13 protein-coding genes are annotated in these 14050 nt (G+C 58.6%); 2 read left to right on the plus strand and 11 right to left on the minus strand.

From position 1 onward, the window contains the following. Positions 1-116: 116 nt before the first annotated feature. The gene (locus tag HSW_RS18470; RefSeq protein WP_044003199.1) at positions 117-686 is read right to left on the minus strand and encodes an RNA polymerase sigma factor; all 570 of its coding nucleotides are present in this window, start codon (positions 684-686) and stop codon (positions 117-119) included. 290 nt (positions 687-976) lie between these two features. On the opposite strand from HSW_RS18470, the gene HSW_RS18475 reads away from it, so the two are divergent. Continuing rightward, positions 977-1510 (plus strand): membrane lipoprotein lipid attachment site-containing protein, encoded by a 534-nt coding sequence (locus tag HSW_RS18475; protein WP_044003200.1) that lies wholly within the window; start codon positions 977-979, stop codon positions 1508-1510. Positions 1511-1597: 87 nt separating this feature from the next. Here the strand turns inward: HSW_RS18475 and amaB are convergent, their stop codons facing one another. Continuing rightward, positions 1598-3196, minus strand: a complete 1599-nt coding sequence (amaB, locus tag HSW_RS18480) for an L-piperidine-6-carboxylate dehydrogenase (RefSeq protein ID WP_081768491.1) — start codon at positions 3194-3196, stop codon at positions 1598-1600. Between the two features lie 317 nt (positions 3197-3513). On the opposite strand from amaB, the gene HSW_RS18485 reads away from it, so the two are divergent. Then, entirely contained in the window at positions 3514-3921 is a 408-nt protein-coding gene (locus HSW_RS18485; protein WP_044003201.1) for a hypothetical protein, read from the plus strand. A gap of 76 nt (positions 3922-3997) precedes the next feature. On the opposite strand, the gene HSW_RS18490 is transcribed toward HSW_RS18485, so the two are convergent. The 9 genes from HSW_RS18490 to secA all read right to left on the minus strand — a co-directional run bounded on the left by HSW_RS18490 (position 3998) and on the right by secA (position 14046). Further along, a complete protein-coding gene (locus tag HSW_RS18490) occupies positions 3998-5506 on the minus strand; it encodes a Do family serine endopeptidase (protein WP_044003202.1) in 1509 nt (502 codons plus the stop codon). A 274-nt stretch (positions 5507-5780) separates the two neighbouring features. Then, entirely contained in the window at positions 5781-6215 is a 435-nt protein-coding gene (locus tag HSW_RS23100) for an Hsp20/alpha crystallin family protein (RefSeq protein ID WP_155833053.1), read from the minus strand. Between the two features lie 209 nt (positions 6216-6424). Further along, positions 6425-7207, minus strand: coding sequence for a hypothetical protein (locus HSW_RS24410; RefSeq protein ID WP_155833054.1), 783 nt, complete (start codon positions 7205-7207; stop codon positions 6425-6427). 81 nt (positions 7208-7288) lie between these two features. After that, entirely contained in the window at positions 7289-8488 is a 1200-nt protein-coding gene (locus tag HSW_RS18505; RefSeq protein ID WP_044003204.1) for a M20 metallopeptidase family protein, read from the minus strand. Positions 8489-8508: 20 nt separating this feature from the next. Continuing rightward, positions 8509-8898, minus strand: a complete 390-nt coding sequence (locus HSW_RS18510; RefSeq protein ID WP_044003205.1) for a hypothetical protein — start codon at positions 8896-8898, stop codon at positions 8509-8511. Positions 8899-8968: 70 nt separating this feature from the next. Beyond that, positions 8969-9514 carry a hypothetical protein gene (locus tag HSW_RS18515; RefSeq protein ID WP_044003206.1) on the minus strand — a complete coding sequence of 182 codons (546 nt, stop codon included), beginning with the start codon at positions 9512-9514 and terminating at the stop codon, positions 8969-8971. After that, complete coding sequence (gene deoC / locus HSW_RS18520; protein WP_044003207.1) at positions 9495-10166, minus strand: deoxyribose-phosphate aldolase; 672 nt, start codon at positions 10164-10166, stop codon at positions 9495-9497. Before deoC ends, HSW_RS18515 begins: the two co-directional genes overlap by 20 nt. Before the next feature lie 72 nt (positions 10167-10238). After that, positions 10239-10559 (minus strand): hypothetical protein, encoded by a 321-nt coding sequence (locus HSW_RS18525; RefSeq protein ID WP_044003208.1) that lies wholly within the window; start codon positions 10557-10559, stop codon positions 10239-10241. A 76-nt stretch (positions 10560-10635) separates the two neighbouring features. After that, positions 10636-14046: a preprotein translocase subunit SecA gene (secA, locus tag HSW_RS18530; protein WP_044003209.1), complete on the minus strand. Its 3411-nt coding sequence runs from the start codon at positions 14044-14046 to the stop codon at positions 10636-10638. Between the last annotated feature and the right edge of the window lie 4 nt (positions 14047-14050).

A 14050-nucleotide genomic window follows, 5' to 3' on the forward strand; every position in this document is an offset into this window, starting at 1 on the left:
TAATGGGGGCGTGGCGGGCCGGGGCAAGCTGGTCGGAAAGGTTGGGTGGGCCAGCAGAAGAACTACCGATCCGGCACGCTACGGGTGAGGTCAGAAGGTAAAATCAGGTAGCAGAATTACAGGCCGTGCTGGCGGGCCAGCTCCAGAAGCTTTTTCCGGGCCCGGCTGTACTGCGACTTCGAAGTGGACTCGGTGATGTTGAGGATACCGGCAATTTCGGCGTGGTCGTAGCCTTCCAACAAATACAGCGTGAGCACCACGCGGTAGCCATCGGGCAACTCCTGTACGCAGCGGCGCACCACGTCGGCTCGCCAGCCCAGCTCCTCCGAGTTCAGCCCACCGAGGCCGTCGTCGTAGTCGGCGGCGGCCCCGTCGTGCTGTTCGGCCAGGGGCACCAGCTGCAGACGCCGGTTGCGCAGGCAGTTGATGCTTTTGTTGATGACGATGCGCTTAAGCCAGGAACCGAACGAGGAGTCACCTTTGTAGCTGTGCAACTCGCGGAAAGCACTCAGGAACGACTCCTGCAGCACGTCCTCCGCCTCGGCGTAGTCGCCGGTGATGCGCAACGACGCGTTGAACATGGCCTTGGAATAGCGCTTGTAGATTTCGGCCTGGGCGCGTCGGTCACCTAAGCGGCACCGCTCGACCAGCGGCGCGTTGATGTCGGTATACGAAAATGCCTCCATAGGTTGCTCAGTGGGCGGATGGTCGGAAACGGGTGAATCGTAAATATCCAACTTTCCGGGCTAAAACGGCTCGTGCTATCAGGTAAGCAGGTGAAAGACAGTGGGCCGGCGGCGGGGTTGCACTGCGGGGCAAAGACAGCAGCGCATTCAGAATTGTTCAATAGCTTTATTTGTCTGCTTACGGCTATGTCCTAACGTTATTCCTACCGGTTGCCGGGTATACTGCCCACAGCCATATCCCGCAACGTAGCGTATGTTGCGCTGCCGATTTCATCTACCTGTACCTATCCATGAGAAAAATTCTGTTCGGCATTGGACTTCTGGCCGCTCTCACGGCGTGTTCTAAAAAGGAAACGCCGCCTACTATCGACTTTGGGCCGGAAAGAGGCATTACGGAGCGCGACGCCAGCAACCGCTCCATCGGTCCTACTGACCCCACCGACTGGGCCCGCGACGAAACCTGGAACGAGCAGGAGCTCGGGCTATTCAAGCTGCCATTGTATCTGAACGTCACTTCGGCCGTGACTGTGCAGCCGCGCACCTTCTATCCTAACCCAGCAACTATTCAGGGTGGTGGAAACTTTGGTTTTTACGGCATTCCAAACGGAGCCATGTTGAAGCTGGTCTTCGTTGACAGGAACTATCAGGTGGCTAATGAGCTGGAATATGGCCCCTTCAGCGTTTCAGATATTCTGTTTCACTTTGAGTTTCCTGCCGACAAGTTCAAACCCAATACAACGTATCGTGTGTACTACGTCATTTACAGTCCCACGCAGGCGACCTTATACCTGAAAGGTCACGGTGACATTACATTTGGCGGCTAAGCGGGTGTGAATGCTCACGCACATAAAACGGCCCGCCCGGTAAAACCGAGCGGGCCGTTTTATGTAATACCCATAAGGTAACAGACCTTACACGTCGAACTTGATGCCCTGGGCCAGCGGGAGCTGGGTGCTGTAGTTGATGGTGTTGGTCTGGCGGCGCATATACACGCGCCAAGCATCAGAGCCGGATTCGCGGCCGCCGCCGGTTTCCTTCTCGCCGCCAAACGCACCACCGATTTCAGCCCCGCTGGTGCCGATGTTCACGTTGGCAATGCCACAGTCGGAGCCGGCGTGGCTGAGGAAGGCTTCGGCCTCGCGCATGTTTACCGTAAAGATGCTCGACGACAAACCCTGACGCACACCGTTCTGCGTGTCAATGGCATTTTCCACGCCGCCGCTGTACTTGATCAGGTACAGGATGGGCGCGAAGGTTTCTTCCTGCACCGTGTGGTATTCGTTGCGGGCTTCCACTAAGGCGGGCTTCACGTAGGTGCCGGTTTCGTAGCCAGCGCCGCTGAGGATTTCCCCACCGATGAGCAGCTGCCCACCTTCGGCCTGCACGGCGGCCAGGGCTTTGGTGAAGCTCTGCACGGCGTCCTGGTCGATGAGCGGGCCTACCAGCGTGCCTTCCTGCAGCGGGTGGCCGATGGGCAGGTTGGGGTAGATTTTGAGCAGACGAGCCTTCACATCCTCGAAAATCGATTCATGGATGATGAGGCGGCGCGTGGTGGTGCAGCGCTGCCCGGCCGTGCCCACGGCCCCGAACACGATGCCCGGAATGGCAATGCCCAAATCGGCGTGCTCGGTGAGGATGATGGCGTTGTTGCCGCCCAGCTCCAGCAGCGCGCGGCCCAGACGGGCACCCACAACTTCGCCTACCTTCTTACCCATGCGGGTGCTACCCGTGGCCGACACCAGCGGCACGCGCGTATCAGCCGCCATCTTGGCCCCAATTTCCGCGTCACCGATAATCAGGTTGAAGATACCTTCAGGCAACTCGTTTTCGCGCAGCACGTCCCGGATGATGTGCTGCACGGCTACGGCCGTAAGGGGTGTTTTTTCGGAGGGCTTCCAAATGCAGGTATCACCGCAGACGGCGGCCAGCATGGCGTTCCAACTCCACACGGCTACCGGGAAGTTGAAGGCCGAAATGATGCCCACCACGCCCAGTGGGTGATACTGCTCGTACATGCGGTGCGCGGGGCGCTCCGAGTGCATGGTGAAGCCGTGCAGCTGCCGCGAGAGGCCCACCGCAAAGTCGCAGATGTCAATCATTTCCTGCACTTCGCCGAGGCCTTCCTGCAGGATTTTGCCCATCTCGTAGCTCACCAGCTTGCCCAGCGAGTCCTTGTATTCACGCAGCTTGTTGCCGATCTGACGCACGATTTCGCCGCGTTTAGGAGCCGGCATCAGCCGCCAGGTTTTGAAGGCTTCCTGGGCTTTCTGTACCACCTGTTCGTAGTCCTCGGCAGTAGCCAGAGCCACGGTCCCGATGGTGCGGCCATCGGTGGTGGAGGTGATGGTGCGGGTGTTGCCGTTCTGCGCGCCGCCCCAGGTCAGGCCGGTGCTCCAGGCAGCGTTATGGGCCTCAATACCCAGGTCATGCAACACCTGCTTAATACCGTGGTGGTCGTGGTCCTGCACATCGGTGCCAGTAGCGGCAGCTTCTTCGAGAGCTTGTTTCATTAGGAAGTAGACTGTATGAGTTGGGTGGGAATTTTGGGGCTGACTGCCGGCATACCGCAACGGTACCGAAGCTGGCTACAAAACAAACCATAAAAACTAACACCGGCCGGTTTCAAGCCAAGACCCCACTTTAAACTGACCGGAAAAACCATCTACGTCGTCGCCAACCCATTGCGCTTTCCCCGTTTTTGCTATTGATATTGCCGATTCGGCGGGTGAAGTGGGCATTTTCAGGATGCCCGGGGTCCCTTATGCCAACCAGGGTGGAGGCCGCCCAGCTGGTAGTTTCCCGGTTGTAATCTGCTACCTTGGAGTCTATGCCCAGCTCTCTGCTCACCCTCACTCCCCGCCCCGATTTAGGTATTCTGGTGGCCCGCTGGGCCGATGACGCCCCCACGTCTTTGCTCCAAGCAGACTACACTGAACTACTTGCCACGGCCCGGCGGCATGGCCTCAGCCGCTGGCTTCTTGATGTGCGCCGCCGCGACCAGCTAAACCCCGAACTGGGCCAGTGGACCACCCATGTATTCTTCCCGATGGCCACCGCGCAACTGCTGCCGCAGCTGCTGCGCGTTGCGGTACATTGCTCCCCAGGCCGGCTAATAGTGTATGAGAATGATCCGACCCAACAGCAGTACTTATCATACGGCCTGTCGGATGACCGGGAATATGAGTTGCGCCTGTTCATCGAAGAAGGTCCCGCCATGGAGTGGCTGCTTGCGTGAAAAGCTACGCGGAAACCAACAAAAAACCCCTCCGTTTTGCAGCGGAGGGGTTTAATTTTATTGCGCCGGCACCAAATTACTGGGCCTGCCCGATGGGGTAGTAGGCTTTGCGGCCATCGGGGTACACGCCTTCTACCAGCGCGCCTTCGGTTTCCTTGGCGGCTTCGAGGTAGCGCTGTACATCCTGGGGCTTCTCTACCCGGTTCTTGTCGATGCGGGTGATGATGAAGCCGTCGGCAATGCCGGTTTCGCGGAAGTTGGAGTTACGGATGCCGGTGATTTTCGCGCCGCCTTCAATATCCAGCTTGCTCTGCTCCTGCTTACTCACCGGGGCCAGCGAAGCACCTTCGTACTTCACCACGGAAGCCACTTCCTCCCGAATAATATCGGTGGTGCCGGTGGAGTTGCGCAGGGTGGCCGTGGCGGTGCGCTCTTTCTCGTCGCGCAGGTAGGTCACCTTGATTTTGTCGCCGGGCCGGAAGCGGGCCACCTGCTCCTGCAGCTGCGAGGAGGTGTTCACCTTCACGCCGTTGATTTCAGTAATGATGTCACCTTCCTCAATACCTGCCTGGGCCGCCGAGCTCGTTTTGCCCGCGCCCATTACGTACACGCCGTTCAGGCTCTTGAGCTTCTTCTCAGAAGCCAGTTGGGCATCCACTTCCCGGATCTGCACGCCCAGCAGAGCGCGTTGCACCACTTTGTACTTCAGTAGGTCGTCTATCACCTTACTCACAATGGAACTGGGCACGGCAAAAGAGTACCCCACAAACGAGCCCGTCTGCGAGGCAATAGCCGAGTTGATGCCGATCAAATCCCCGTTCAGGTTCACCAGCGCCCCGCCCGAGTTACCGGGATTCACCACGGCATCGGTTTGCAGGAACGACTCTACGCCCATGCCATCCTCGCGGCGCAGGATGTTGATGTTGCGCCCTTTGGCCGAAATGATGCCGGCCGTAACGGTGGAGTTCAGGTTGAAGGGGTTGCCCACAGCCAGTACCCACTCTCCTACTTTTACATTATCAGAGTTGCCGTAGCGGATGAAGGGCAGGTTATCGGCCTCCACTTTCAGCAGGGCCAGATCGGTGTTGGGGTCGGTGCCGACGAGCGTGGCCTTATACTTGCGTTTGTCGTCCATCACCACCTCAATCTTATCGGCCTTCTCGATGACGTGGTTGTTGGTCACGATATAGCCGTTGGCAGCAATGATAACACCCGAGCCGGAGCCCTGCTGGGGCCCTTGCTGCCGGCCTCGGCCGTGGTACTGTTCCAGCTCATCCCCGAAGAACTGGCGCAGAAACGGATCCATCCGGGCCGCGTCGTTCTGGCTGGCTTTGGGGGCATATTCCGTCATAACGTGCACGACGGCCGGCGTCACGGATGCCGCAGCGGCCGTAAAGTTGAGGCCTTCGGGCACGGTGTAGGTGCTGTTGCGCAGCTCACTGGTGTACCGAACGTTGGGGTCAGCGGCAATAGCCTGGGGCGACAGGGCGCGCTCGGGCTCCAGCAGCTTGTACCCACCTACCGCCACGCCACCACCGAGAATGGCGGAACCGAACAGGCCGAGCATCATTTGTTTTGCTTGCATGGGTAAGAAGAAGGTGAAGATGAAAAGATGTCGAGTTGAAAATACAACGGAAACGTGAATGAACAAGGAGTCACAATTGCCCTAATGTGTTCGAAACAGCTGTTTCACGTTCTCCTAACGCCAGATACCAAGTGATTGGTGTCCGGTTGCATAGCCGTTGAGGGAGGAAAACGACCGGTTGGTAGATTATTCCCGGGCTTCGCGGCTCAGGCCTCCCGTAAACAACAGGCAAACCACGAAAAAGGGCACCCGGTAGAGCGCCCTTTTTCGTGGTTTAGCGCACCTCAATCTGATGCTTCGTGACCTTCTTGCTGTCGAAAGGCAGCTGCAGCTGCAGGATGCCGTTGGTCAGCTCGGCCTGAATGGCCGTGACGTCCACCGTATCGGGGAGGCGGAAGGTGCGGGAAAAACTGCCGTAGCCCGACTCGACGCGGCGGAATTTCGGGGCCTGCTCGTCGGCGCTTTCAGGAGCTTTCCGCTCGCCGCTGATGGTAAGCTGACCGTCCTGAAAGTCAATTTTCACGTCTTCCTTCGCAACGCCGGGCAGCAACAGGTGCAGCTCGAAACCAGCGGGGCCTTCCAGCACATCGGCCTGGGGCACGAAGGTTTTTACGGGTTCGTTGAGGGTCGGGAGCGTATCGCGCAGCATCTCGCTGAGTACGGAATTGAAAGCGCGCGCAGGACGGTTGTTATACAGCAAAGTTGCCATGGTAGTAAGAGGAATGTAGTAGTTGGGAATCAGCACCAGCCGTGTGGTGACATCCTTCTTCCATAAACTCCGTACCAATCAGCCAACAATGCCGTATTGACATTTTAAAGTCAACTTTGACTGTAAATTTTACAGTCAAAACTTTATAATCATTATTTATTCATCTTAAAGGCAGTTTTAGATGAATAGTCAGCCGCGACAATATGGCATTAGTATTGAGTGGGCAACTGCCGCCGTTCGGCTGCCCCGGCTTGGTTGCCCAGCGTTAGACGTAAATCCAGACCCAGGGTTGGCTGCACGAAGCGGGTGTTACCGCCCGGTATTTTTACCGTGCCATCGGCATTGTACTGGGGCAGGGCAATGCTATAGGTATTCTGCCAGGAAAACCAAGGAGTAAAATCGAACCGAGGCGAAAGCCGCACCCCTACTTCCCCCCGTAGCTCCGAGAAATCCAGAAACGGCTCCTTGGCTTCAAAGTCTTCGCGCTGGAAGCGCAGGTACGCCACCGGCTCAAACGCCACCCGGGGCCGCAGGGCTACGCTGCTGCTGCCCAGCGGAAAAATCCGGTCGACATCGAGGCGGAGGCTGGCTAGGGCCCGCTCTGTGGGGCTATTAAATGGAATGTTATAGCGCAGCCCCAGTCGTTGCCGGAAGTTAACCTGACCTATTGTATTCCAGTGCCTGGCGAAAACTTCCGGTTCCAGCACTGCATCATCATATCGGGTCACAAAAATACGCCCACCACCACTCCATTGGGTGTTCCAGAAATGCTCGTATCCGGCACGCAGCTGACCTCCTGCAAAGGTGCCCGAGGAGTAATTTGTACGAACCAGATTGAACGCCACGTATACGTAGTCGTCACCCTTCAGCGCAACTTCTGCCTGAACCTGCGGTTGGAAAGCCAGATCAGCAGCCGTACGACGCTGGGCGTGGGTTGAAGTCGCTAAGGTTAACACAACCGCCGCCGTCAGGAGAAAAACAGGTAAGCGCATGGGATACTTTTTCAATTTAAAAGACGAAGCCGGCTGCTGCCTACCTCTACGTTGCTGATTCTGCTAACCGTCCGGCTCTTGCTATTCCTCCCCTAACTCGCGCAACGTCAGCCAGGCCATCAGGCCGGGGCCGGTTTCCAGGGCTTGGGCATCGATATCAAAGGTGGGCGTGTGAACCGAGGAAGTGAACCGGCCGCTGCCATCGGCGGCGGCGGTGCCCAGGCGATAGAAGCAGGCGCTGGCGGCCTGGCTGAAGTAGGCGAAATCCTCGGCGGCCATCCACTGGTCCAGCTCCACCACGTTTTCGCGGCCCAGGTATTCCACGGCGGCCTGCTCGGTGCGGGCGGTAAGGGCGGGCTCGTTTTCCAGGTACGGGTAGCCGCGCCGGATTTCTAGCTCGCAGGTAGCACCCATGCTTTCGGCCAGACCTTCGCAGAGGCGGCGCAGGTGCTCGTGGGCCTCGTTACGCCACTCCTCATTCAAAGTTCGGAAGGTGCCTTCCAGCAGCACCTCGTTCGGAATGACATTGGTAGCGCCCTGGGCAATGACTTTCCCGAACGACAGCACCGACGGCAGCTTGGGGTTGGCACGCCGGCTCACAATCTGCTGGGCCGCCACAATGATATGCGCGGCCACCAGTACAGGGTCGACGTTCTGCTCGGGCATGGCGCCGTGGCCGCCTTTGCCACGCACGGTCAGGTACAGCTCGTCGGTGCTGGCCATATAGCGGCCGGCGCGCAGGCCCACCTTGCCGGCCGGCAGACGCGGGAATACGTGCTGGCCCAGCACGCTGGCCGGCCTGGGGTTTTCCAGTACGCCTTCGGCAATCATCAGGGAAGCTCCACCGGGCAGCAGTTCTTCGCCAGGTTGGAACATGAGCTTCACTGAGCCGTCAAACTCCTCCTTCAAGGCTACCAGAATGCGGGCCACGCCCAACAGGCTGGCCGTGTGCACGTCGTGGCCGCAGGCGTGCATCACGCCGGGGTTCGTGGATTTGTAGGCTACCTCGTTCTGCTCCGTGATGGGCAGCGCGTCCATATCGGCGCGCAAAGCCACAGTACGCCGGCCGGGGTTGCGGCCTTCGATGAGGGCCACTACGCCGGTGCCGGCAATAGGCTGGGGCGTGAGGCCCAGCTGACGCAGCTGCTCCGTCACGAAAGCGGCCGTGTCGTGCTCCTGAAACGACAGCTCAGGGTGGGCGTGCAGGTGCTGGCGCAGGGCCACGGTATCGGCGGCGGCCTCGGCGGCCAGAGTCTTGATGCGCGGTATCAGATGCAGCATACGCGGAAAGGCAAACGGGTTTACTCAAATAACACGCTCAGGTGCGGGCGAACCGCTACGAGCAGGGGTCGGCCAAAGGTATTGGGGTTGAAGGCCGCTTCATCCTGTTCCCGGGAAAAAGATATGCGGCTGACCAGCACGCAGTCGGGAAACTCCAGGTACTGGCCGCGCTGGTCGTTGTTGTAGCGGATGCGGCCCCGCACGGCCACCGTGAAATCGAGAAGTACGGCCCGGGTTTTGCGCTGGTACAGCGTCACATCCACCACGCTGTCTTCAGGCCACAGCGTCAGCAGCAGACATAAACCATCCTGCTCCACCTCAAACTGCTGCCCACCGTTACCAATTTCCCCCGGAACTACTTCCAGTCCCTGCACCAGATCCAGCTCCTCCCACTGCAATTGCCGCATCATAGGCTTGGAAGTTATACGATAGTAGCTGGTTTAGAAAGCCATTTCAGAGGCGGCGTGCCGGAGCGTGAACTTAGTAAGCGGCTTTATTGATAACTACCTGGGCCGATTCCAACTCGGCCTTGGGGGCTAGGGCTCGAATCCGGAGCAAAGCCTGTTCGGCGTCGAGGCGGGTGAGGTAGTCGCCCACCCAGAGGCGGAAGATGGGCTGCTTGAAGGTGAGGTAGTCGGTTTCCTCGGGGTAGCGGCTGATAACAGAACGGCGAATAGCCATGGCCTGCTCCTTCTCCAGCCCCACGTAGGCCAGAATTCGGTAGCCCTGGGCATACTTCACGTTCTGATTGGTGAAGGCTTGGTCGCGCAGGCGCTGCTCTACCTGGGCGTTTACGTGGTTGGTGGGCGGCACCACCCGGGCGGGCACTCCCGAAGCCGCGGCCGGCGCTTTAGGAGCCGTAAATACCGGCCGGTAGCGGCTCAGGTCCTCGGCGGGCACCGTCACGGCCGCTTTGCGGGTAGTATCGGGGGTGGTGGCGGCCGGCGCGGCCGGGCCCGATGCGGCGCAGGCACCGAGCGAAAACAGGGCAGACAGCAGCAGCACGTTACGTAGCAGATGTTTCATGGGTAGATTCTTCCAGCAAAGCCAGACTGTCAGAGGAGCCCAGCCGGTCGGCTCCGGCCTGCACCAGTGCCAGCGCAAACGCCCGCTCCCGGATACCGCCCGAGGCCTTGATACGAATAGCCGCCGGCAACGACCGGCGCATCAGCGCAATATCGGCTACCGACGCGCCCCGGCTGGCAAACCCGGTGGATGTTTTCACAAAGTCGGCCCCGGCTTCCTCACACAGCCGGCAGGCCGTCACGATTTCGATTTCCGTCAGCAGCGCGGTTTCGATGATAACCTTGAGCAAGGCCCCGCGCAGGTGGCACAGTTCGGCCAGCTGCCCGATTTCCTCCTCTACTTCCTCTAGGCGGCCCGCTTTCAGGGCTCCCACGTTGATGACCATGTCCAGTTCCGTCGCGCCATCGGCCAGGGCTTGGTGGGCTTCAAAGAACTTCACTTTGGCCAGCGCGTAGCCCAGCGGGAACCCAATGACGGTGCACACCGGTACGCCGGTACCGTGCAGCTCGTTGGTGGCCTGGCGCACGTAGCAGGGCGGCACGCACACGCTGGCAAAGCGGTATTGGGCCGCTTCTGCGCAAAGCCGGGTAATCTGCTCCGGCGTGGCGTCCGGCTTCAGCAGAGTATGGTCGATGTAGGAGGCGAGGTTCACAAGGGCAAAGGTACGAGGGGAACTAGTGTATTGAGATTGAAGTCGTCCCCACAGGGCCGTAACATAATTTACTTACCATGCATACTCGACACAGGCCTTATCGTCAACGACTATTCTGCCGTTAGGCTTATCTTTTTCAAAACGAATGGTAACACTATCTCCAATGCTATGCTCTCTTGATGTGTTACTCTCCCGATTGTAGAGCTGCGACTTATACTCATATAGCATCTGTAGTCGCCAGCTGTTTTTTATAAAATCAACGTTGACAACTTTAGCCCTTACAGCTGTCCCATTCTGCAAAATCCCCTTTACCTGTCGGGCATTATAATCTGCACCGAACATAACGACAATAATGAGTGCCGGCAGTAGCAGCTTAATAAAAGTCTTCTTCATGCTGCATCATGAAGAAAACAAAAATGCTGCTCATCTCAGATGAGCAGCATTTTTGTCTCCACTTATTTCAAACACCTTAGTCGATGAGCACGGCCCGGTCGTTGAGCAGGTCGTCTTCTACCGATTTGAACTTCACGTCGCGCACGATACGGCCGTCCATGTACTGCACGCTTACCTTATCGTTACGGTTGGCTACTTTCTGCGACCTGGCGGGCTGCTGCTTTTCCAGCACGTCCGTCATGGCGCCGTCCTGCTCCAGGTCCTCGGGACCGGCGCCCAGCGAAGCGGAGGAAACCTCCTTCTCGGCTTTCAGGCGGGGCTGAGGCGGGGCTACGGGCAGTTCGTCTTCGGTGAAGTATTCGGGTTCATCGTAGCTGCCGTCCTGGCTGGCCTGCATGGGTACGTCGGCGCGGAACAGGAACTGGATGGTATCCTCGTTTACCTTGCTGATCATCTGCTTGAACAGCTCAAACGACTCGAACTTGTACACCAGCAGCGGGTCTTTCTGCTCGTACACGGCGTTCTGCACCACCTGCTTCAGGTCGTCCATGGCGCGCAGGTGCTTGGTCCAGGCTTCGTCGATAACTGACAGCACCACCACTTTCTCCATGCCCCGGATGATTTCCTGGCCCTGCGTGGCCTGCGAGCGGCGCAGGTTGGCCACCGCCTGAATCTGCTTGCGGCCGTCGGTGAACGGAATGGCAATGTTCTCGTAGGGCGCGTTCTGGCTGAGCAGGTCCGTAATGAGCGGCATGGCGTTGCTGCCGATGAACTCGTTCTTGCTCTGGTAGTAGCCCAGCGTCTCGTCGTAGAGCTTCTGGGTGAGCGGACCGGGCTGCATGCCGACCAGATCCTGGGCCGTCAGGTGCGTATCATAGCCGAACACGCGGATGATAGCCAGCTTGAAGTCTTCGAAGTCGTTGTTGCCTTTGTGGCCCACCACGATGTCCTCGCAGACGTCATAAATCATGTTCCAGATGTCCAGCTCCAGACGCTCGCCGTGTAGAGCATTGCGGCGGCGCTTGTACACCACTTCGCGCTGGGCGTTCATCACGTCATCGTACTCCAGCAGGCGCTTGCGGATGCCGAAGTTATTTTCCTCCACTTTCTTCTGAGCGCGCTCAATCGAGGACGTAATCATGGAGTGCTGAATCACCTCGCCTTCTTCCAGACCCATGCGGTCCATGAGTTTGGCAATGCGGTCGGAGCCAAACAGACGCATCAGGTTGTCTTCCAAGCTCACGAAGAACTGCGAGGAGCCCGGGTCGCCCTGGCGGCCGGCGCGGCCCCGCAGCTGGCGGTCAACCCGGCGCGACTCGTGCCGCTCGGTGCCGATGATGGCCAGCCCGCCCGATTCCTTGGAGGTTTCCTTCAGCTTGATGTCGGTACCGCGGCCGGCCATGTTGGTGGCAATGGTCACGGTGCCAGGGTAGCCGGCGGCAGCCACAATTTCGGCTTCGCGCTGGTTCTGCTTGGCGTTGAGCACCTGGTGCGGAATGCCCTTGAACTTGAGCATCCGGCTTACCAGCTCCGAAATTTCTACCGACGTGGTACCCACCAGCACGGGGCGGCCGGCCTGCACCAAGGTCTGAATTTCGTCGGCTACGGCGTTGTACTTCTCGCGTACCGTTTTGTAGACTTTGTCGTGCTCGTCTTTGCGGGAAATGCCGCGGTTGGTGGGAATTACCACCACGTCGAGCTTGTAGATTTCCCAGAACTCGCCGGCTTCGGTTTCGGCCGTACCCGTCATACCGCCCAGCTTGTGGTACATGCGGAAGTAGTTCTGCAGCGTTACGGTAGCGTAGGTCTGGGTGGCGTCTTCCACGCGCACGTTTTCCTTAGCCTCAATGGCCTGGTGCAGACCATCGGAGTAGCGGCGGCCTTCCATTACGCGGCCGGTCTGCTCATCCACAATCTTCACCTTGCCGTCGTCGGTGAGGATGTACTGGTCATCCTTCTCGAACAGGGTATAGGCTTTCAGCAGCTGGTTGATGGTGTGGATGCGCTCCGACTTCACCTGAAAGTCGTCCATCACCTTCTCTTTGGTGTGCAGCTTTTCCTCGCCGGTCAGGCTCTCATTCTTCTCGATGTTGGCCAATTCCGAGCCGATATCGGGCATGATGAAGAAGCTGTGGTCTTCACCCTCGCCGGTAATCAGGTCAACGCCTTTCTCAGTCAGCTCAATCTGGTTATTTTTCTCGTCGATGGTGAAGAACAGCGGCTCATCGGCCTTGGGCATCTGGCGCTGGTTATCCTGCAGATAGTAGTTCTCTGTTTTCTGCAGCACGGCACGCATGCCGGTTTCCGAGAGGAACTTGATGAGGGGCTTGCTCTTGGGCAGGCCACGGTGGGCACGGAACAGCATCAGGCCACCTTCGCCTTCCTTGGGGCCGTCATTGCCTTCCTTGATGAGCTTGCGGGCTTCTACCAGGTAGTTCTGCACCTGCTTCTTCTGGGCTTCCACCAGCTTCTGAATGCGGGGCTTGAGCTGGTAGAACTCGTGCACATCACCGCGGGGCACGGGGCCCGAAATGATGAGCGGGGTCCGGGCATCGTCAATCAGTACGGAGTCCACTTCGTCGACCATAGCGTAGTGGTGCTTGCGCTGCACCAGTTCCTCGGGGTCGCGCGCCATGTTGTCGCGCAGGTAATCGAAGCCGAATTCGTTGTTGGTACCGTAGGTGATGTCAGCTAGGTAAGCCTTGCGGCGGGCATCGGTGTTGGGCTGGTGCTTATCGATGCAGTCCACGGTAATGCCGTGGAATTCGAACAGCGGCGCATTCCACTCCGAGTCACGCTTGGCCAGGTAGTCGTTCACCGTTACCAGGTGCACGCCGCGCTTGGCCAGCGAGTTCAGGAAGGCCGGCAGGGTCGAAACCAGGGTTTTACCCTCGCCTGTGGCCATTTCCGAAATCTTGCCCTGGTGCAGCACCACGCCGCCGATGATCTGCACGTCGTAGTGAATCATGTCCCAGGTCACCTCGGCACCAGCGGCCAGCCACTTATTGCTCCAGATGGCTTTGTCGCCCTCGATGCGCACGTTGGGCTTGCGACTGGCGTATTCCCGGTCGTAGTCGGTGGCGGCAACTACCAATTGACCGTTCTGGGTGTAGCGGCGGGCGGTTTCCTTGCAGATGGCAAATGCTACGGGCAGCACTTCCATCAGCACTACTTCCAGCTCCTTGTTGCGCTGCTTTTCCAGCACGTCAATCTGGTCGAACAGCTCCTCCTTCTGCACGGCATCCAGCGAAGCGTCGTCGTTTACGCGGGCGTGCAGGTTGGCAATCTGGTCGTCGATGGCTTTCAGGTGAGCATTGATGCGGGCCCGTACTTCGTCAGTGCGGGCGCGCAGCTCGTCGTCGCTGAGTTGTGCCAGTTTGGCATATTCGGCGTTTACAAGCGCCACATACGGTACAATCTCCTTTAAATCCCGGTCCGATTTGGAGCCGAAAATTTTGGCGACGGTTTTCCCTAGAAAATCAAACATGCTG

Origin of the sequence: Hymenobacter swuensis DY53, from assembly GCF_000576555.1 — a bacterium.
GTDB classification, from domain to species: domain Bacteria; phylum Bacteroidota; class Bacteroidia; order Cytophagales; family Hymenobacteraceae; genus Hymenobacter; species Hymenobacter swuensis.

Bases quoted from the DNA above. Each gene is read 5' to 3' on its own strand.
- HSW_RS18470 (WP_044003199.1), bottom strand. From the start codon at position 686: ATGGAGGCATTTTCGTATACCGACATCAACGCGCCGCTGGTCGAGCGG.
- HSW_RS18475 (WP_044003200.1), top strand. From the start codon at position 977: ATGAGAAAAATTCTGTTCGGCATTGGACTTCTGGCCGCTCTCACGGCG.
- amaB (WP_081768491.1), bottom strand. From the start codon at position 3,196: ATGAAACAAGCTCTCGAAGAAGCTGCCGCTACTGGCACCGATGTGCAG.
- HSW_RS18485 (WP_044003201.1), top strand. From the start codon at position 3,514: ATGCCCAGCTCTCTGCTCACCCTCACTCCCCGCCCCGATTTAGGTATT.
- HSW_RS18490 (WP_044003202.1), bottom strand. From the start codon at position 5,506: ATGCAAGCAAAACAAATGATGCTCGGCCTGTTCGGTTCCGCCATTCTC.
- HSW_RS23100 (WP_155833053.1), bottom strand. From the start codon at position 6,215: ATGGCAACTTTGCTGTATAACAACCGTCCTGCGCGCGCTTTCAATTCC.
- HSW_RS24410 (WP_155833054.1), bottom strand. From the start codon at position 7,207: ATGCGCTTACCTGTTTTTCTCCTGACGGCGGCGGTTGTGTTAACCTTA.
- HSW_RS18505 (WP_044003204.1), bottom strand. From the start codon at position 8,488: ATGCTGCATCTGATACCGCGCATCAAGACTCTGGCCGCCGAGGCCGCC.
- HSW_RS18510 (WP_044003205.1), bottom strand. From the start codon at position 8,898: ATGATGCGGCAATTGCAGTGGGAGGAGCTGGATCTGGTGCAGGGACTG.
- HSW_RS18515 (WP_044003206.1), bottom strand. From the start codon at position 9,514: ATGAAACATCTGCTACGTAACGTGCTGCTGCTGTCTGCCCTGTTTTCG.
- HSW_RS18525 (WP_044003208.1), bottom strand. From the start codon at position 10,559: ATGAAGAAGACTTTTATTAAGCTGCTACTGCCGGCACTCATTATTGTC.
- secA (WP_044003209.1), bottom strand. From the start codon at position 14,046: ATGTTTGATTTTCTAGGGAAAACCGTCGCCAAAATTTTCGGCTCCAAA.